General features: G+C 71.7%; 13 protein-coding genes and 4 tRNA genes. 9 read left to right on the top strand and 8 right to left on the bottom strand.

The window, feature by feature from the left end; translation table 11 throughout:
- Window positions 1–10: 10 nt before the first annotated feature.
- On the bottom strand, window positions 11–2134 hold the full coding sequence (locus ABH929_RS14665; RefSeq protein ID WP_404561739.1) for an acyl-CoA dehydrogenase: 2124 nt from the start codon (window positions 2132–2134) through the stop codon (window positions 11–13).
- A 216-nt stretch (window positions 2135–2350) separates the two neighbouring features.
- Here ABH929_RS14665 and ABH929_RS14660 point away from each other — a divergent pair, with 216 nt between their 5' ends.
- Window positions 2351–3814, top strand: coding sequence for a peptide MFS transporter (locus ABH929_RS14660; protein ID WP_404561738.1), 1464 nt, complete (start codon window positions 2351–2353; stop codon window positions 3812–3814).
- Between the two features lie 181 nt (window positions 3815–3995).
- Here the strand turns inward: ABH929_RS14660 and ABH929_RS14655 are convergent, their stop codons facing one another.
- The 5 genes from ABH929_RS14655 to ABH929_RS14635 all read right to left on the bottom strand — a co-directional run bounded on the left by ABH929_RS14655 (window position 3996) and on the right by ABH929_RS14635 (window position 10550).
- Complete coding sequence (locus tag ABH929_RS14655) at window positions 3996–4295, bottom strand: hypothetical protein (RefSeq protein ID WP_123292766.1); 300 nt, start codon at window positions 4293–4295, stop codon at window positions 3996–3998.
- Between the two features lie 399 nt (window positions 4296–4694).
- On the bottom strand, window positions 4695–8060 hold the full coding sequence (locus tag ABH929_RS14650; protein ID WP_404561737.1) for an ATP-binding protein: 3366 nt from the start codon (window positions 8058–8060) through the stop codon (window positions 4695–4697).
- Window positions 8057–8851 (bottom strand): DUF4194 domain-containing protein, encoded by a 795-nt coding sequence (locus ABH929_RS14645; protein WP_263090785.1) that lies wholly within the window; start codon window positions 8849–8851, stop codon window positions 8057–8059. Before ABH929_RS14645 ends, ABH929_RS14650 begins: the two co-directional genes overlap by 4 nt.
- Entirely contained in the window at window positions 8848–10377 is a 1530-nt protein-coding gene (locus ABH929_RS14640) for a DUF3375 domain-containing protein (RefSeq protein WP_263090783.1), read from the bottom strand. Before ABH929_RS14640 ends, ABH929_RS14645 begins: the two co-directional genes overlap by 4 nt.
- A gap of 100 nt (window positions 10378–10477) precedes the next feature.
- Window positions 10478–10550, bottom strand: a tRNA-Val gene (locus ABH929_RS14635).
- 215 nt (window positions 10551–10765) lie between these two features.
- On the opposite strand from ABH929_RS14635, the gene ABH929_RS14630 reads away from it, so the two are divergent.
- The 5 genes from ABH929_RS14630 to ABH929_RS14610 all read left to right on the top strand — a co-directional run bounded on the left by ABH929_RS14630 (window position 10766) and on the right by ABH929_RS14610 (window position 12637).
- Window positions 10766–10837, top strand: a tRNA-Gly gene (locus ABH929_RS14630).
- Between the two features lie 82 nt (window positions 10838–10919).
- Window positions 10920–10993 (top strand) — tRNA-Cys (locus ABH929_RS14625).
- A gap of 48 nt (window positions 10994–11041) precedes the next feature.
- Window positions 11042–11116, top strand: a tRNA-Val gene (locus ABH929_RS14620).
- Between the two features lie 86 nt (window positions 11117–11202).
- Window positions 11203–11730, top strand: coding sequence for a hypothetical protein (locus ABH929_RS14615; RefSeq protein ID WP_263090782.1), 528 nt, complete (start codon window positions 11203–11205; stop codon window positions 11728–11730).
- Window positions 11731–11875: 145 nt separating this feature from the next.
- Window positions 11876–12637 carry an SDR family NAD(P)-dependent oxidoreductase gene (locus tag ABH929_RS14610; protein ID WP_404561736.1) on the top strand — a complete coding sequence of 254 codons (762 nt, stop codon included), beginning with the start codon at window positions 11876–11878 and terminating at the stop codon, window positions 12635–12637.
- Here the strand turns inward: ABH929_RS14610 and ABH929_RS14605 are convergent.
- Window positions 12622–14082 (bottom strand): MFS transporter, encoded by a 1461-nt coding sequence (locus ABH929_RS14605; protein WP_404561735.1) that lies wholly within the window; start codon window positions 14080–14082, stop codon window positions 12622–12624. The genes ABH929_RS14610 and ABH929_RS14605 overlap by 16 nt on opposite strands.
- Before the next feature lie 252 nt (window positions 14083–14334).
- Here ABH929_RS14605 and ABH929_RS14600 point away from each other — a divergent pair, with 252 nt between their 5' ends.
- The 3 genes from ABH929_RS14600 (at window position 14335) to ABH929_RS14590 (ending at window position 18767) form a co-directional block, all read left to right on the top strand.
- A complete protein-coding gene (locus ABH929_RS14600; RefSeq protein ID WP_404561734.1) occupies window positions 14335–15207 on the top strand; it encodes an oxidoreductase in 873 nt (290 codons plus the stop codon).
- A gap of 71 nt (window positions 15208–15278) precedes the next feature.
- Window positions 15279–17351, top strand: coding sequence for a GMC oxidoreductase (locus ABH929_RS14595; RefSeq protein WP_404561733.1), 2073 nt, complete (start codon window positions 15279–15281; stop codon window positions 17349–17351).
- Between the two features lie 36 nt (window positions 17352–17387).
- Window positions 17388–18767, top strand: coding sequence for a hypothetical protein (locus tag ABH929_RS14590; RefSeq protein ID WP_404561732.1), 1380 nt, complete (start codon window positions 17388–17390; stop codon window positions 18765–18767).
- Window positions 18768–18803: 36 nt separating this feature from the next.
- Here ABH929_RS14590 and ABH929_RS14585 read toward each other — a convergent pair whose 3' ends face one another.
- Entirely contained in the window at window positions 18804–19010 is a 207-nt protein-coding gene (locus tag ABH929_RS14585; protein WP_132100383.1) for a hypothetical protein, read from the bottom strand.
- Window positions 19011–19094: the final 84 nt, after the last annotated feature.

Here is a 19094-nt window from a genome sequence, read left to right as displayed (position 1 = left end):
CACCGGGCAGCTACGCGCGGGGCTTCTTCTCCTGTTCGGGGAGTCGTCCGGCTGCCGCCTCGGCGGCGAACCACGCACGCGCCTCGTCCTGGCGCGCCTGCTCCTCGCCGAGCGCGATCGGCGCCCGCACGTGGCCGGGCTCGTAGCCGAAGGTGTCGATGAGCTGCGGGACCACCGGACGGAGCCGCGCCACGAGCCGGTCGATCGACGCCGACACCGCACGGGCACGCTGCGCGCTCAGGCGGCCGTGCACCAGGTACCAGTCGAGGTGCTGCTCGAGCAGTCCGAGCGCGAACAGGTCGCGCAGCCACACGAGCACCCGGCGGGTGTCGCCCTCGGGAACCGCGTCGAGCCCCTCGGTGAAGGCGTCCCACTGCATGAGCTCCGCGTGGGCGCGCGCGGCCTCGATCAGCTCGTGCTGCGACCGGTTCAGGAGCACGGCCTGACGGGCGCGGTCCTTGCCGGCGGTGTTCAGCCGGAGCCCGATCTCGGTGACCATGGTGTCTACGCGGCCCGCGAGCAGCGCGCGCTGCGTGGCGGGGTCGTGCAGGTCCGTGACGCTCGCGGCGAGCGAACCGCGGTCGGCGACGGTCTGGCCCAGGCGGCGGAGGCCCGAGGCGTCCGCGAGCTTCGCGCCCACCTGCGAGGCGACAAACTTTGCGGTCGATGCGGCGTCGCGCGGCGCCCGCTTCCGGAAGTCCGTGAGCAGCCGCTTGCCGACGAGCTGCAGCAGGACGGTGTTGTCGCCCTCGAACGTTACGTAGACGTCGAGGTCGGCGCGCAGGCTCGTCAGGCGGTTCTCGGCGAGGAAGCCCGCGCCGCCGCAGGCCTCGCGGCACTCCTGCAGGGTGTCGAGCGCGGACCACGTCGACAGTGACTTGAACGCGGCGGCCTGGGTCTCCAGGTCCTCGCGGCGCTCCGGGGTGTCGGCTCGCCCGCTGAACACGTCGTCGAAGGTGCGGAGCAGCTGCTCGTGCGCGAACGACTGCGCGAACACCGTCGCCAGACGGGGGATGAGTCGGCGCTGGTGCCGGCCGTAGTCGAGCAGGACGCCCTCGACACCGCCCGCCGTCTGGAACTGCCGGCGCTGCATCGCGTACGTCAGCGCGATCTGCAGCCCGATCTTCTGGGCGACGACCGCGGCGCCGTCGAGCGACACGCGGCCCTGCACCAGGGTGCCGAGCATCGTGAAGAAGCGGCGTCCGGGCGAGTCGATCGGCGAGCTGTAGGTGCCGTCCTCGGCGACGTCGCCGTAGCGGTTCAGCAGGTTCGTGCGGGGGACCCGGACGTGGTCGAAGTGCAGCCGGCCGTTGTCGATGCCGTTCAGGCCGCCCTTGACGCCGTCGTCCTCGCCGCCCACACCGGGCAGGAACGCGCCGTCGTCGTCACGGAGGGGCACGTAGAACGCGTGCACGCCGTGGTCGACGCCCTGGGTGACGAGCTTCGCGAAGACGACGGCCGCCTTGCCGTGCAGGGCCGCGTTGCCGATGTAGTCCTTCCACGCCCCGCGGAACGGCGTGTGCACGACGAACTCCTGCGTGGCAGGGTCGTAGGTCGCCGACGTGGCGATGTTCTGCACGTCCGAACCGTGGCCGGTCTCGGTCATCGCGAAGCAGCCGGGCACGTCGAAGCCGATGATGCCGGGCAGGAACTCCTCGTGGTTCCGCGCGGTACCGAGGTGGTGCACCGCGGAACCGAACAGGCCCCACTGCACGCCGGCCTTGATCTGCAGCGACGGGTCGGCGGTGGTGATCTCCTCGAACGCCGCCAGATTGCCGCCGTGGTTGTCCTGACCGCCGAGCTCCGGCGGGTACGGGCGCTGGATGGCACCGGCGTCGACCAGGATCTGCAGCTGCTCGAACGCGCGGGCCCGGTGCTCGATGGTGCCGAGACCCTCGGTCTTGTGCAGTGCGGGGTCGAGCACGAGGCGGCGGGAGATCCGGCGGTCCTCGGCCCAGCGGCCGAGCAGGAGGGTCTCGACCATGTCGACGTCGATGCGGAGGTCGGTGTGCGTGCTCGAGTGCTTGCTCGCGCTCTTGCCCGGGTTCTCGCCGGGGTTCGTGCTCGCCTTCCCGCCGGCGTCGTGCTTCGCCGAGGGCGTGCCGGTGTGCTGCGCGGATGCGGTGTCGACCATGGTCGGAGTCCTCCTGAACTGCGGTGTCCGGTGTTGCGCTCCCCACGCTAGACACCGCCGCCGGGAGCCGGGCGAACGCGGTGTGGCTCGGACAACCGGCGATCGGTGCGTGGGGGTCGCGGCCGTGGGAACCCTCCAAGTGGACGTGCCGACGAATTTGTTGAGCACCCATCGACGATTGGGCGTGCCACCGGCCCGCGGGGCAGACTGGCCGACATGTCAGGCTCCACCACGGGACACGATCCCAAGCCCAAACGCACCTTCTTCGGACAGCCGTTCGAGCTGTCGACGCCCTTCGCGGTGGAGCTCTGGGAGCGGTTCTCGTTCTACGGCATGCAGGGCATCGTCCTGATCTACATGTACTACACGGTCACGCAGGGCGGCCTGGGGATCGACAAGGGCATCGCGAGCGGGATCATGGGCGCGTACGGCGGTGCCGTGTACCTGTTCACGATCATCGGCGCGTGGATCGCCGACCGGCTGCTCGGTGCCGACCGCACACTGTTCGGCAGCGCGATTGTCGTCATGCTCGGCCACATCGCCCTGGCGCTCATCCCCGGGGTGGCCGGCGTGGGCGTCGGCCTCGTGCTCGTCGCGCTCGGGTCCGGCGGACTCAAGGCGACCGCCACGACGATCGTCGGTGGGCTCTACAGCCGCGACGACCCCCGCCGTGACGCCGGTTTCTCGCTGTACTACCTCGGCGTCAACCTCGGTGCGTTCTTCGGGCCGCTCCTGACGGGCCTGCTGCAGAGCTCGCTCGGCTTCCACTACGGCTTCGGGCTCGCCGCCGTCGGCATGGCCGCCGGCCTGGTGCAGTACACGATCCGTCGGAAGAACCTGCCCGACACGGTCCGCCACGTCACGAACCCCGTCGACCGCCGGCGCCTGCCGCTGATCGGGGTCGGGGTCGTCGTCGCCCTGGTCGTCATCGCGGTCGCCGTGCTGACCGGGCTGCTGAACGTCGGCAACCTGCCCACCGTGGTCGTCGCGATCGTGGTCCTCGCCACGATCGGGTACTTCGTCGTCATCCTGACCAGCGGCATCACGGCGCAGGAGCGGTCGCGGGTGTTCGCGTTCATCCCGCTCTTCATCGGCAGCGCCGTGTTCTGGTCGCTCTACCAGCAGCAGTTCACCGTCGTCACGGTCTACTCCGACGAGCGACTGAACCGCTCGCTGTTCGGGTGGGAGATGCCGGTCTCGTGGGTGCAGTCGATCAACCCGGTCTTCATCATCGTGCTGTCCGGGGTCTTCGCGGCGCTCTGGACCAAGCTCGGCGACCGACAGCCGTCCACCCCGACGAAGTTCGGCCTCGGCACCGGCATCATGGGCGTCGCGTTCCTGCTGTTCCTGCCGTTCGTCGGCTCGGGCCAGAACGGCACGCCGCTGCTCGCCCTGGTCGGCATCCTGCTCGTCTTCACGCTGGCCGAGCTGCTGCTCTCACCCGTCGGGCAGTCCGTCGCCACGAAGCTCGCGCCGCCGAAGTTCCAGACGCAGATGGTCGCGCTGTTCTTCCTGTCGGTGTCGCTCGGCACTGCCGTCACCGGGGTGCTGTCGCAGTACTACGACCCGGCGAACGAGGCACCCTACTTCGCCGTGCTCGGCCTCGTCGCCGTCGCGGTCGGCGTGGTCCTGCTCGTCCTGGCCAAGCCGGTCCTGAAGCTCATGCGCGGTATCCGTTGATCCGTCGCGGCATCCGCTAACCTGAGGGAAGCCACACGGCCGAAGCAACCAAGGAGTCACCCCATGCTCGAACTCATCGCCGGCATCATCATCGGCATCGGCGTCCTCGGCGGTGTGGGCTGCTGCATGGCGGTCGCCGCCATGATGAAGAGCGGCTCCGAAGAGTACTGAGCCCGCTGGGCTACTCGCCGCTGCCGGTCGTGATCGGCACCAACTGACGACTCAGGACGGTCGCGCGCTCGAAGGGGCCGCGGCCGTCCTTCGTGTACACGGGCTCCTCGAACGCGACGGTCCACGACAGCGGCTCGCCGACACCGGGGTAGCCGACGATCTGGTTGCCACCAGGAGCCACGATCACGCCGATCGGCTCGTCGGCCCATCGCTCGCCGCCCTCCGCGGAGTCGATGACCTGCACGAGCGCGCCGATGCCGAGGCCGGGGGCGTCGTCAGGGCGGGGCTTGGGGGAGCGTCGTCCGAACACGCCATCACCGTAGCGGCGATTGGTCATGGAACGTCTGTGCGGCATCTGTCCGCACGCTGATGACCCGCCGCCCGGGTGCGCGCGCCGGGTGGTCAGGACACCCCGCCGGTAGCGCGTTGAGTGGTCACCAACTGTCGGCTGCGGTGCCGCCATACGACAGTTCGTGACCGCTCGGCGTACCTGAGCGGGGTGTTGCGACCGGCGGGGAGACGGCCGGGAGGCCCGTGGCAGGCCCGCACCGCGCCTCCAGGCCGTCGCCGAGCGCCCCCACAGCGTGTGCCGGGTGGTCAGGACACCCCGCCGGTAGCGCGTTGAGTGGTCACCAACTGTCGGCGGCGGCGCCGCCATCCGACAGTTCGTGACCGCTCGGCGAACCTGAGCGGGACGCCGGCCCCCGCGTCAGGCGTCGGTGGGGACCCGGGCGATCTCGGTGATGGACGAGTGGCCGGTCTCGGGGTGCTTGCGCATCGAGAGCAGCCGTTCCATCGAGGGCTCGAGCGCCGTGACCTTGTCGAGCGGCGCGCTCACGACCAGCTGGAACCCGAGCCGGAGCCACGCGGTGACCGCACGACCGGCGAACTCGGAGTCCGCCTTGATGAACGCCTCGTCGAGGAACACCGGCGCGAACCGGGGCCGGGGACGCGTCTCGTCTCCGAGCTGGTAGCGGAGCGCCGCACCGACGATGAACGCCACGAGCTCCTGCGTCTCACCACCGGACTTGTCACCGAGCGACGAGTACACACCGAGGTCGTCGCCCGACGTGTCGTAGCGGACCGCGGTGATCTCCATGTGCCGCCGGACGTCGAGCACGGCGTCGCGCTGCGTGGTGCGTCCACGGGCGGCGTCGGGGTCGGGGCGGATGACGGCCATGAAGCGCCGGAGCCGGCGGAACCGGGTCTCGAGCACGTCGTCGGTCAGCTCGGAGTCGACCGAGGCGGACAGGGCGCGGAGCTCGCGGCGGAACGCGGTGACGTCCTCGCGGGTGACCCGCCGGATCTGGATCTTCAGGCGGTCGCGGTTGGCGCCGAACGGCAGGTCCCGCAGGATCTCGTTGACCGGTTCGAGACGCTCCTCGATCTCGACGACGGCACGGTCGAAGGCCCCGGCGAGCGGCACGAGGTCCTCTCCGCTCCACTGCGACAGCCGGCGACGCCACTCGGTGCGGCGGGCGTGCAGGCCGGTCGCGACGATCTGGTCGAGGATGGCGTGGTAGTCCGGGTACGACGCGACGCCGGTGCCGAGGTTCGGGCCGGGCCAGGCGTCCTGGTACCGCTGGAACGTGAGCGTCAACGACGTCGAGGCCGCTGCGGCACCGTCGAGAGCCTGCGACAGCCGTTCCTCCAGCCGGCGTCGGAGCCGTCGGGTGGCGTCGTCGAAACCGTCCACACCATCCGGTGCACCGACCTCGGCGAACGTCTCGGCGAGCAGTCGCGACTGCTCGTCGTCGGGCAACGACTCGGGGGTGTCGTCGAAACGGGACAGGATCTCGGCGGCGGCGTCCTGGCCGTCCACGAGCACGGCGTGCCGCTCCTCGAGGCGCTGCACGGAGAGCCGTGCAGCGGAACGGCGGTCAGCGGCCTCGTCGAGCGACTTCCGCAGGCGGGCGACCGAGGCGCGCAGGGTCCGGAGGCCGTCGTCGGCGGCGAGGAGCGCCTGGCGTTCCTCGTCGAGGCGGGCGAGCGACGTCTCGACGCCCTCGACGTCGACGGCGGCCCACGTCACGTCGACGACGTGCTGGTGCGCGGCGCGGAGGACGTCGAGCGCGGTGAGGTCCTGCGCGACGTCGGTGCGACGGGCCTCGAGCGTGGCGAGGTCCTGCGCGATCGAGGCGAGTTCCTGCTCGACGGCGGCCACGCGGGCCTCGTTGGTGAAGCCGATGACGTTCGCCTGGCGGCGGTCACCGTGCGCACCACGCCGGCCGTCGCGGAGCTGGCCGGACTCGGTCACGCGCCGGCCACCACCACCGAGCTCCGAGGCGTCGGTGACGCAGCGGGCGTCGGTGCGGTCCGACTCGATCCGCTCCCGCACCCAGGTGCTGAACGGCGAGTGCTTGATGGCGAGCTTGCCGGAGACCATCGCGGGGTCGCCGTCGAGGTCCAGGTGCGGTCCGGTCGGCACACCCTCGAACTGCACGCGGACGGGCAGGCGGAGGGCGTCGATCGCCTCGCTGAACGCGCCGAGGCGGTCCTGGTCGACCAGCAGGGTGCGGGCGACAGGGGCCAGCACGGACTCGATGGCCGTGCGCCAGCGCTCCTCGCCGGGCCGCACGTCGAGCAGTTCGGCGACGAACGGCAGGTCGGCGGGGTCGATGCCGGCGGCGCGGGCCATCGCGAGCCGGGCTTCGTGCATCGGCAGGGGCATCGCGCCCTGCCGGTGCTCGAGCGACTGCCGCTCCTGGCGCAGGGACCGCTCACGGTCGAGCAGCGGGTACTCCTCGCGCGTCAGGGCGTCGCGGCGGTCGTCCAACGACGAGCGCGAAGAAGCGTACGTCCCGAGGAACTCGTGCGAGCTGCGCTGCGCGGCAGTGAAGTGGGCCTCGGTCGCGACGGACGTGCCGAGCACCGCAGTGCGCTCGTCGAACGTCGCCCGGGTGCGGACGACGGCGTCGCGTTCGCGCGTGCGGCGGTCGATGCGGTCCTCGAGCTGGGCGAGCGCGTTGCCGCCCTGGTCGCGCAGCCGTGCTTCGGCGTCGCGCAGCTCGATCTCCACGGCGGCGTGCCGGGCCTCGGCAGCGGCGACCTCGGCGCGGGACGCCGTGCGCTCCCGGCCGTTGCGGTCCACCTCGGCGTCGAGCAGGTCCCGCTTCCGCGAGGCCGTCCAGTGCGCGAACGGGGAGACCTCGGCGCCGGTGGCGATGCCGTCGAGCGCAGCCGCAGCGGCGGAGGCCCGTTCGATCTCGTCGTGCAGCTCGGTGATGGGGGAGAGGATGCGGACCTTGCGCTCCTCGGTGTCCATCGCCTCGTACGCCTCGTCGAGTGCGGAGAAGTGCGCGAGGGCGCGGTCGGCCGCCTCGTAGGTGCCCGGCGTCTCGAGGACGAGCGACTTGTACAGCGCGTCGACCGTCGGCAGGTGCTGCCCGGCCTGGATGCGCGCGAGCAGGCGCATCGCCCGGTTGCCGCCACCGGAGTCACCGATGCCGAGACGGGTCTGCAGCGTGTAGGCGAGTTCCTGGTAGGTGTCGCGGATCACGAGCCCCGGCACGCGGCCGGTCAGCTCGAGGTGGTGGAAGCGCGTCGGCACGTACTCCTCGAGCCGGCGCAGGTCGAAGGTGTCGTCGACCGTCGCCATGGTCATCTGGATGTCGCCGACGCCCCGCGCGCGCTTCGGCACGATGTACGCCCGCAGCACCGTGAAGCGCCGCTCGTCGTCGTTCCGGAACGTGACCGCGGCCGCGCCCCAGGTGGTCTGGTCGTCGCCGCGCAGGTTCACGTCGCGCAGGGCGCCGGACTCGGGGTCGCGGCGGGTGTCGACCTTGCCACGCAGGTACGTGAGCAGGTTGCGCTGGTCGGCGCTGCGCGCGCGCCCGGTGGTGGCATCGTTCGAGGCGCCGTTGAACGGCACGTCGGACGGCATCATCACGGCCAGGTACGCGTCCATCAACGTGGACTTGCCGGTGCCGGACGCGCCGGAGATGAGCGTCGCGGTGCCGGACAGCTCGACCTGGCGGTGGCCGTGGAAGCCGCCCCAGTTCACGACCTGCATCGACTCGGCACGCCACTGCGCGACCGTGTCGAAGAGCGCGGGGATCTGGAAGGTGTCGGTCATGCTTCCGTCTCGCCGTCGTCGTCGGTGTCGGTGTCGGTCTCGGCTTCGCCGTCTGCCGGGAGGCCCGGGTCGGCTCCGTCGGTCGGCTCGCCACCCGGCGTGGCCGGGTCCTCCTGCGCGGTGGTGGTCCGCAGCCACGTGTCCAGTTCCAGCAGGCGCTCCAGGGGGAGCAGCACCTCGACGACGCTGGCCACCCGGAAGCGGTCCGGGTCCGAGGTGCGGATCAGGATGCGCGCCGTCACGAGGCGCTCGACGGCCTTCGCCACCCGGCCCTCGTCGCGCGTGCGGTCGGTCGCGGTCGCCGGTCGGAACCCGGCGACGTGCCCGAGGATCTCGGAGCGGTCGACGACCACCTGGTCCGGACCCGGTCGGGCATCGGCGCGCAGGCGCATCCGCAGGTAGACGAGGACGATCGTCTCCTCGCGGGTGTACGGCAGGTCGCGCAGCAGTGTGGGGAACGTGCGGCGCTGGCTCTCCGAACGGGCCTGGCGCTTCCAGGCGACCTCGCGGTCACGGTCGACGTGCAGCTCGAGGAACAGGTCGTTCAGACGCGACCGCAGCTGGTACTCGGCGTCGAGGACGGCACGCCACTCGTCGGGGTGGGTGCGGGAGCTGACGTACGAGTGCCGGAGCAGCGCCACCAGCGCGCGTCGCTGGTGCTCGTCGAGCCGACCCTCGTCGCCCTCGAAGAGGGCGAAGCTGGACTCGTCGCGGTCGTCGTCCTGCACGACCGTTGCGGGGTCGTCGTAGGGGACCGTCTCGTCGACCGGTGCCGGCGTCGTGTCGCTCACCGTGCCTCCTGTGCGTTGTCGTCGTGGGGATCGCCGACCGGCGCGTACTCGGCAGCGAGCGCAGCGGTGGGCATGTGGAAGGTGACCGGGCTGCCGTCGGGGCGCACCGTGCGGTGTTCGGCGACGTGCGCGGCGGACTCGAAGTCGTCGCGCCCCGTCAGCAGGTGGGCGAGGCCGAACAGTTCGACCGGTCGACGCTGTTCGGGCGGCAGCCCGTGGAAGGCGTCGACGCTCGAGTCGGCCTCGGCGAACCGGAGCGCGGCGCGCAGTTCGGTCAGGAGCGGGCCGCCGTGCTTGCGGAGCATCTCGACGTCGAGGTCCTCGAAGACGTCGTCGTCGGGTTCCTCGATGGGTGGCGGCACGGACTCGGCGTCCGGGTCGTAGAAGCGCTCGCGCAGGGTGCCGACCTCGGCCGATGCCGGCAGCAGCGGGAGCGGGATGCGGTCGCGCGCCCCGCCCTGGTCCATGAGCGTCGCCAGGCCGCGGTTGATCGAACGGATGACGGCGTCGAGCTCGCGGTCGCGGACCACGTCGTGGGCGACGATCTGGTCGCGGAGCGTGGCGGTGAGCTGGCGCCGCTGCGCGAGGACGTCCTCGATGCCCTGGCGGAGGATCGTCACGGTGTTGCGGAACGCGCGACGCTCACCGGCTCCGAGGCCGTCGGCGAAGGAGTGGGACAGGATCGTCGCGATGTCGTCGCGCAGGCGGAGCAGCAGGGCGTCGTCGCGCAGGAGCTCGAAGGCACCCTCGAACGCGCGGCCCTCGGGCGTCGCCTGCATCAGGTTGTCGGTGCGCGCGAGGTAGTCGTCGAGGATCTCGCCGATCGGGCGGACCTCTTGCCGGAAGTCCTCGACGATCGAGCGGTGCATCGTCGCGACGGCCTCTTCGACACGCTTGAAGTCGCTCGGGAGCTGCCGGATCAGGTCGGAGATGTTCGTGTACCCGTCGCGCATCCGGTCGTCCTCGACCGTGACGACGTCGTCGCCGTGCTCGAGGCGTTCACGCTCGGCCTGCAGTTCGGCGATCTGGGCGTCGATGCGGCGGATCTGCACGTCGGGGTCCGGCTCGGCGCGGGCGGCCCAGCGGTGCACGGCGTCGACGATCATCGCCAGCCGGCTCTCGCTGATCAGGGCGCGGTCGGCCGACAGGGCGTCGACGAGGCTCAGGGCCTCGAGCGCGTGACTAGTCAGCGAGTACTGCTCGTCGCCGTCGGGGGAGTTGGAGCGGACCAGCCACTGGGCCGCCACCCACTCACGGCAGAGGGCACGGCCGTTCGGTCGGGGGTCCTGCTCGCTCTGCTCGTGCTGTTCGCTCGCGGGCACGCGTGCACCCGATGCCTGCAGGCGGGCGACGTGCTCCTCGACCTGCAGGTGCATGCGGTCGGCGGGGACGTACTGGACGTCGCGGTCGAACACCGTGCGGAACACGGCGAGGACCGTCGCGCTCGTCGGGCGGGACATGAGGCGCAGGGTCGGACGGTCGAGGACCGCTCGGACCCGGGCGAACTCGAGGTCGACGTCGGTCATGCGCCCCTTCGTCCGATCGTGCTGGTGGTGTGGCCCGCGTGCTGCGGCCCGGTGAGATGACAAGAGCCCGACGCTGCTGCGTCGGGCTCTGTCTCAAGGGTGGGCGATACCAGACTCGAACTGATGACCTCTTCGGTGTGAACGAAGCGCGCTACCAACTGCGCCAATCGCCCCCTGCACTGTTCGTGCGAGTCGATAGTAGCGGAAGTCCGGCGGTGCACCGAACACAGTGCGCTGCCCGGGTGTGGCGCGCAGCTGACGAGGGTGCCCGAACCGGCCGGATCCGCATGAACTCGGGGGACACGCCCGGTGAACGGGAAGGATTTTGGTGGAAGCGCCCGGGTTCGTATAGAGTTTACGTCGTCGCCGCGACAGCGGAAAGACAAGTGCGGATGTGGCGCAGTGGTAGCGCATCACCTTGCCAAGGTGAGGGTCGCGAGTTCGAATCTCGTCATCCGCTCGAGTGTGGGGCTTCTCGAAGCCCTGCGACTCACCAGAGGGTATCCCACCGTTCGGGTACTCACGGAGACGTGAACCTCGATGGTGGGGTGGCCGAGAGGCTAGGCAGCGGCCTGCAAAGCCGTCCACGCGGGTTCGAATCCCGTCCCCACCTCCAGCAACACCCTCCAGATCCTGTGCGAACCCCGGTTCAGACAGGGAATCTGGGCGATTGGCGCAGCGGTAGCGCGCTTCCCTGACACGGAAGAGGTCACTGGTTCGATCCCAGTATCGCCCACCACGAGAAAGCCCCGGCAGGACCACCAGGTCCCGCCGGGGCTTTCGTCGTTGCAGGCGACCGCCGCGCTCGGCTGGCACGATGGCGAGATGGATTCGATGCGTGGGTGGCCGCTGTGGGCCGTGATGATCGTCCTCGCCGTCGCGTTCGGCGGGTTCTGGTACCTGTCGACGTTCGTCACCATGCCCGCCGACGTCCCCGTCGGGATCCGAGCCGCGGCGAGTGCCGTGACAGGCGCCGCGTTCGGCGTGGTCTTCGGGCTCTGGATCGGTCGGCAACGCCGGAGCGTCGGCCCGGCAGCGCGTGATCGTGCGCTCGGCCGAGCGGTCAGGCGCGGAGAACTGCCCGCTGATGCCGACCCGGCGCAGTGGCGCCAGGCGCTCACGCACTACCAGCAGCAGTACCGCCGGCAGCGGTGGTTCGGGCCAGTCGTGTTCGTGGTGCTGATGGCGCTCGAGGTGTTCCTCGCCGTCACCGGGCGGCCGGTCTTCTGGTTCGCGGCGGCGATGTTCCTCGTGTTCCTCGTCGTCACCCTCGTGCAGACACCGAAGGTGCTGCGGAACACTGCCGCGATGCTCGTCGAGCTCGACCGGCGCGACGCGACCGACACGCACTGAGCTACCGGATGCAGTGGTCGTGACCAGACCGACCGGTGCGGTGCGGGGCGGACGCACGCCGCGCCTCCCGGCCGGGGGTGTACGCAGGGCAGTACCGCGTCGACGCGGTGCACGGCGTCGACCACCTCAGGAAGGCGCCCACCAGATGACTTCTCCGTTCGACCTCACCGGCAGGACCGCCCTCGTCACCGGCGGCAACCAGGGACTCGGCCGGGCGTTCGCGTTCGGCCTCGCCGAGGCCGGCGCCCGCGTGGCGATCGTCGGGCGGTCGGCGGACCGGAACGCCCGGGTCGCCGAGGAGGCTGCCGACGCCGGCCACGACTTCGTCACCATCACGGCGGACATCACCGACGGCGAGCAGGTGACACGCATGACCGAGGAGGCGATGACCGCCCTCGGCCGCATCGACGTGCTCGTCAACAACGCCGGCACGTGCCACCACCGGGACGCGTTCGACGTCCCCGACAGCGAGTGGGACGACGTGTTCGACCTCAACGTCCGCGCACTGTGGAAGACGTCGACGGCGGTCGGCGCGCACATGCGCGACGCCGGGTCGGGCTCGATCGTGAACATCGGCAGCATGTCCGGGCTCATCGTCAACCGGCCGCAGTGGCAGCCGGCGTACAACGCGTCGAAGGCCGCCGTGCACCATCTGACGAAGTCGCTCGCGGTCGAGTGGGCGGAGTACGGCATCCGCGTGAACGCCGTTGCACCCGGGTACGTGAAGACCGAGATGGCTCCGGTGGACTCCCCGGAGTTCCGGCGGTACTGGATCGAGGACGCACCGCAGCAGCGGTTCGCCCTGCCCGAGGAGATCGCCCCGAGCGTCGTGTTCCTGGCGAGCGACGCGGCGTCCTTCATCACCGGATCCGTGCTGGTGGCGGACGGCGGCTACAGCGTCGTCTGAGCCGGTTCGGCCGTCGTCTGAGCCGGTTCGGCCGCCGGCGTGCCCGCGCGGGCCATGCCGACGGCGACGAGCAAGGCGGCCACTGCCGTCAGGACGACGCCCGCGACGGTGATCCCGCCCTCGAACGCCGCCAGCCGGTCCGCCGTCCACGACGTCGTCGCGATGCTGCCCGGCACGAGCAGCGCCAGGACCGTCCCGGTCGCCGCGATGCCGACCGCGGTCGCGAGCTCGCTCGAGGTGTCGACGAGCGCCGCTCCGACCGATGTACGGTTCGACGGCAGGCCCTGGAGCACGTTGTTGCCGGCGACGACACCGACGACCCGCATCCCCGCGGCGACGAGGACGAGTGCCGCGGCGACCCAGCCGTACCCGGCACGGCCGCCGACCGTGAAGAGCGCGAGTCCTGCCACGACGGCGCCGGCGCTCAGCCAGGCCGCGCGGCCGAGGCCCACCCGCTGCACGAACGGGCCGACGAAGCGTCCGGACGCCAGGAGCACCACCACCTGCGGCAGCGTCCCGATCGCTGCCAGCGCCGGCGACCAGCCCCAGGCGAACTGCAGCTGCAGCGTCACCAGGTACGACAGGCCGGAGACGGCCAGTCCGGCGGCCGCCTTGTACGCCAGACCGCTCGCGACGAGCGGACGGGCGAGCAGGCGCAGGTCGAGGAGCGGCTGTGCCGCGGTGCGCTCCCGCTGCACGAAGGCCGCCACCGCCGCGACCGTCACGACGACCCCGGTCCACCCCGGCCAGGAGGCGCTGCCCGCCTCGGCGAAGAGGGTGGGCGTCCCGAGTGCACCGACCAGGGCCGTGGTGCCGAACAGCGCGCCGGTCACGTCGATCCGGTCGGGGTGCAGGTCCTCCGGTCGGTCAGCGGGCACGCCGACACGGATGCCGACGAACGCGAGCGCCGCGATCGGGACGTTGACCAGGAGCAGGGTCTGCCACGGTGCCACCGCGAGGGCGAAGCCGCCGGCCGTCGGACCGACCGCGAGCCCGACCAGGCCCGCGGTGGAGATGACCGTGAGTGCCCGGACCCGCAGCGCGTCGGTGTCGAAGAGCCGGAAGGCCAGGGCCATCGACCCGGGCGTCGTCATGGCCGCCGCGAGCCCCATGAGCGCGCGGACCGCGATGAGTTCGCCGGTCGTGGTGACGAGCGTGGTCGCCAGCGCGGAGAGCGCGAGCAGCACCAGGCCGACGAGCATCACCCGGCGTCGGCCGAACCGGTCGGCGACCGCGCCGAACAGGAGCATGAGGGCGCCGAAGACGACCGAGTAGGCGCCGGTGACCCACTGGAGTCCGGTCGTCGACGCGTGGAGGTCACGGCCGATGGTGGGCAGCGCGACGTTGAGCACCGAGTTGTCGAGCATCTCGAACAGGAAGACGGCGGACAGGCCGGCGAGGGCGATCCCGGCGTCGCGGAGCCGGGCGGGGGAACGGGTGGACACGTGCACTCCTTCGATGAAGAAGTGGCGACTCGTCCGAGACCGCGTGTGCATGCCGTGCTGCCGGAGCAGCGAGGCGTTTTGCCCTCTGCCAGGAGCGTACGTCCAGTGGGGCGTCCGCTGCAAGTGAACCGTCCGCTGCAAGTGGGCCGGAACGCGCGTCGGTGTCGTGCGAGCCGCTGCCCACGCGAGCAGGCTGTCAGGAGTGCGCTGCGCTGCGTCCTCCGGCGTGGGCACGTCCCCGAAGGAGATCCGATGAGCACCACCACCCCTCGCCTGCCCGGCGGCACCTGGACCCTCGGCGACGTGCCGGTCGCACGCTTCGGCTACGGCGCGATGCAGCTCACCGGCCCCCGGGTCGTCGGGCCGCCGAAGGACCACGACGAGGCCGTCGCCGTGCTCCGGGACGCCGTCGCGGGCGGCATCACGCACATCGACACCGCCGAGACGTACGGCCCCCGCGTCGTCAACGAGCTGCTGCACGAGGCGTTGCACCCGTACGGCGACGACCTCGTCATCGCGACGAAGGTCGGCGCGCGACGCGATGCCCGAGGCGGGTGGCCGACCGCTCGGGAACCCGACGAACTGCGCGCACAGGTCGACGACAACCTCGAGACGCTCGGCGTCGACGTGCTGGACCTCGTCAACCTGCGGCTCGGCGATGCGAACGGTCCGGTCGCGGGGCCGATCGCCCCGGCGTTCGAGACGCTGGTCGGTTTGCAGCGACAGGGGGTCATCCGGCACCTCGGCGTGAGCAACGCCACGCCGGACCAGGTGGACGAAGCGCAGGGGATCGCTCCGATCGTGTCCGTGCAGAACATGTACAACCTCGCCAACCGGCAGGACGATCCGCTCATCGACCGACTCGCGGAGGAGGGGGTCGCCTACGTGCCGTTCTTCCCGCTCGGTGGCTTCTCTCCGCTGCAGTCCGAGGTGCTCTCGACCGTGGCGACACGGATCGGGTCGACGCCGATGTCCGTCGCCCTGGCGTGGTTGCTCCGCCGGTCCCCGAACATCCTGCTCATCCCGGGTACGTCGTCGCGGGCGCACCTGCGCGAGAACATCGAGGGCGCCTCCGTCGTGCTGAGCGACGACGACCTGCTCGACCTGGAGGGCATCGGCGGCTGAACACCCGGAGCCGGGCGCGTCCGTTACGGTGCTCGTGGGGCGGCACCGGCGCTGCTCGAGAGGCAGGACCGATGACGGACCACGCGGCCACCGCGGCGCAGGAGTTCCTCCGCGCGCACCACGAACGGCTCCGTTCCCTGGTCGACCGGGTGGTGCCGGCGGACGAGTACCCGTCGGCGTCCGAGGCCGGCGCGCTCGACTTCCTGGCCGGTGTGCTGGTCGACCGGCCCGACTGGCTCGACCGTCTCCGTTTCGTCGTCGAGCACGCGGACGACCACGATGGCGTCGACGAGCCCTGGGACGGGGACGATCCGGACTGGACCTGGTTCGCCGAGCTCGTGGCCGCGGGGTACTACGCCGACGCGGGGAACGGCGGGAACAAGGGGGAGCAGTCCTGGGACATGGTGGGGTGGCAGCCCGGTCCGCCGGACGGCTGGAGCGTGCCGGTACCCGTGCCGACCGCAGCACCTGCGGTCGTGCACCCGTCGCAGCTGGCCGACCGGTACGACGCGGTCGTCGTCGGCTCGGGCGCCGGTGGGGGCGTCGCGGCGTGCGGGCTGGCCGAGTCCGGTCGGCGCGTGCTCGTGGTCGAGGCCGGTGGGTGGCCCGGCACCGCGGAACTCAGCCGTGACCACATCCGGAACCCGCGGTCGAGCTGGGGTGTCGCGCCGCGGTCGGGGCCGTCCGACGTCGGCAACCCGCGGACGGTGGCGGACGGTCGGGAGCTGCTGGTGCTCCGGCCGTCGTCGCCGGGGTGGCACAACAACGCGGTCACGGCCGGGGGCGGCACGCGCGTCTTCGGCGCACAGGCCTGGCGGTTCGGGCCGCGGGACTTCGCGATGGCGTCGACGTACGGCGTGCCGGACGGCAGCGCCCTGGCCGACTGGCCGTTCGGGTACGACGAGCTCGAGCCCTGGTACGAGCGCGCCGAGTGGGAGATCGGGGTCAGCGGGGGCGACGTCGACGGACCGTGGTCCGGGGAGCGCTCGCGCGCGCGACCGATGCCACCGCTGCCGTCGGGGGCGGCGCGCGAGCGGCTCGCCGTCGCCGCGGACGCCCTGGGCATCTCGACGGTCGACGTCCCGCTCCTGATCAACTCGACGCCGTACCTGGGTCGCCGCGCGTGCGAACAGTGCGGCATGTGCGTCGGCTTCGCGTGCCCGGTCGACGCCAAGAACGGCAGCCAGAACACCATGCTGACCCGCGCGTTCGCCACCGGGAACGCGTCGATCGTGCTCGGGTCACGGGTCGCCCGGCTGCGCACGGACGGTGCCGGCCGCGTGGTCGGCGTCACGATCGTCGGCACGGTCGACGGCCACGACTGGCGGGCCGAGGTCGACGCCGTCGAGGTCGTCGTCGCGGCCGGGGCGGTGGAGTCGGCACGGCTCCTGCTGAACAGCCGGAGCGACCAGGAGCCCGACGGCATCGGCAATCGTGCGGACCAGGTCGGCCGGCACCTGCAGGGCCACGTCTACGGCGGCGCGATGGGGGTCTTCGACGACGTGGTGGACGACGGTCTCGGACCGGGGCCGTCGATCGCCACCACCGACTACCGGCACGGCGTGCCCGGGCAGATCGGTGGCGGGATCCTGGCGAACGAGTTCATCGCGACGCCGTCGAACACGTACCAGTACCTCGTCGGCACGGGACTCGCGCCGCGCTCCGGGCTCGACGGCAAGCACGCGATGCGGGACCTGGCGCGGCGCAGCATGCGGATCATGGGGCCGATCCAGGAGGTCACCTCGGCCGACGCGCGCGTCCGGGTCGATCCGGCGGTGACGGACCGGCACGGCATCCCGGTGGCGTCGTTCAGCGGTGGGGTGCACCCCGAGGACGTCCGTGCTCGCGACCACACCAGTGCCCGGAGCGGCGACTGGTTGCGCGCGGCGGGCGCCACGCGCGTGGCCGAGCTGCACGGTCCGGTCCGGGGCACGAGCGGTGGCCAGCACCAGGCCGGCACGCTCCGGACGGGGACGGACCCGGCGACGTCGGTCGTCGACCCGTTCGGCCGGGTGTGGGGACACGACAACCTGCTCGTGACCGACGGCTCGGTGCACGTCACGAACGGCGGGGTCAACCCGGTGCTCACCATCCTGGCGACCGCGATGCGGAGCGTCGACGCGATGGTCGCGCAGCACGGTTGACCACGTCACCCGTCCGCCACCGATACGGTGGCGTCCGTGACCGACGACCCTGAAGCCGCCATCGCCCAGCACGTCCACGAAGCGTGGGACGGTTCCCTGCGGCTCGTGCACATCACGATCTCGGACGAGGACGGCGACGCCTACCCCGGCCAGGACGTCGACCGGTGGGTGATCGACGTCCGGGTGCCCATCACCGACGACGAGGCCGAAGCAGTGTCGGTCGCCGAGGTCGCCGCGTACACGAGCCGGTCACCGGAGTCGGTCGAGGCACTGGTGCTCGGCTACCAGGTGTCCGACGTCGACGGGGACTTCGCCGCGGCAATCGTGGTGCCGGACGCCACCGGCGAGACCTTCCTGTCACTGCAGACGCACGCCGCCGAGATGCTCGGCAAGCCGGATCTGCTCGCGCTGGACCGGCTCACCGTCCGTCCGGCGTACCGCGGGCTGCCCGGGCTCGTCCCCGCCGTGCTCGACGCCGTGCGCCGGGGCCCCGCCGGTCGTTCGGCGTCGTGGGTGCTCGCGGACCCCTCGGTGTGGAACGTGCCGTTCGAGGACCAGGACCGTGCGGCCGGCGAGTTCGTCCAGTGGGCGGACACCCCCGTGCTCGCGTCGATGAACGCAGACCACGAGGACCTCGAGCGGTTGGCCGCCGTGCCCCCGACCGGCGGCATCGTCATGGGCTCCCGCTCGGACGAGGTGCACCTCGGCGACGCGCTCGACGAGGCGTTGGCACGTCCAGCGATCGCGGTGGCGTTCGCCCTGCCGCCGAAGCTGCCGGCGAGTATCTGGGCCGCCGCCCCCGAGGACGTCCACGGCGTGCACCCCGACGAGGCCACCGGGTCCATCACCGTCGAGACGCACGACGAGCAGCTCGAGGTCGTCGGTTCGCCGGGCACGGCACCGCAGCTGGTCGGGACCTCGGCCTCGGCCGACGCCGCGACGCAGGACTGGCTCCGGGCGGTGCACCAGCGCTGGTGGCAGTACGAGCCCGGACTGCACGACCGGATCCACGAGGTCGTCGACGAGTACCTGACGTCGGGGGAGATCGAGTCCGTCACCGACGAGCGCGCCCCGCACCTGCACGCACCGGACCTGCCCGTGTTCCGCACCGAGTGGCCCGGGATCGGCGAGGTGCACCTGGAACCCCTCGGCGAGGACACCGAACCCGTCGTGTACGACGCCGTGCTCGAGGTCGGGGATGCCCACGACCACATCGGGGTCGTCGTCGTGCACGAGTCCGGGCACATCCGGGCGTCCCTCCACGACGGGTGGAACCCCGCCCTGGCGGACGTCACCGGTGCGCTCACCCACCTGGTCAGCCTCGGTGCGGGGGAGTTCTTCGCGGACGCGTTGCACGACGAGCTGTCGGCCGGTGCCGAGCACGCGATCCTGACGGGCGACGTGCGCGGGCACTGACCGCAGTCGAGCGCCCGGCCCGTCGCCGAGCGCGGCTCAGACCGGGCGGTAGATCGCGATCGGGGGCGCCTGGTCGTCCCCGTCGTCGTGCGCGCCCCCGGTGGCGAGCCAGGTCCGCCCCTCGTGCTCGATCGTGGTCGGCAGGTCGCCGTGCACCAGGATGCGGATGGCGGGGGTGTCACCGTCGATCAGGTCGACGCCGTGGGCCTCGGTCCCGCCCGGGTTGTCGTGCACGTAGCTCATGCTCCGATCGAACTCCTCCGCGCCTGATGACCGCGCCTGACGACCGCGCCTCGCGACACCGGACACGCCCGGATCTGCCGCAGA

The organism is Curtobacterium sp. AB7 (genome assembly GCF_044909335.1).
Taxonomy (GTDB): domain Bacteria; phylum Actinomycetota; class Actinomycetes; order Actinomycetales; family Microbacteriaceae; genus Curtobacterium.
This window is presented reverse-complemented; position numbering and strand designations above follow the sequence as displayed.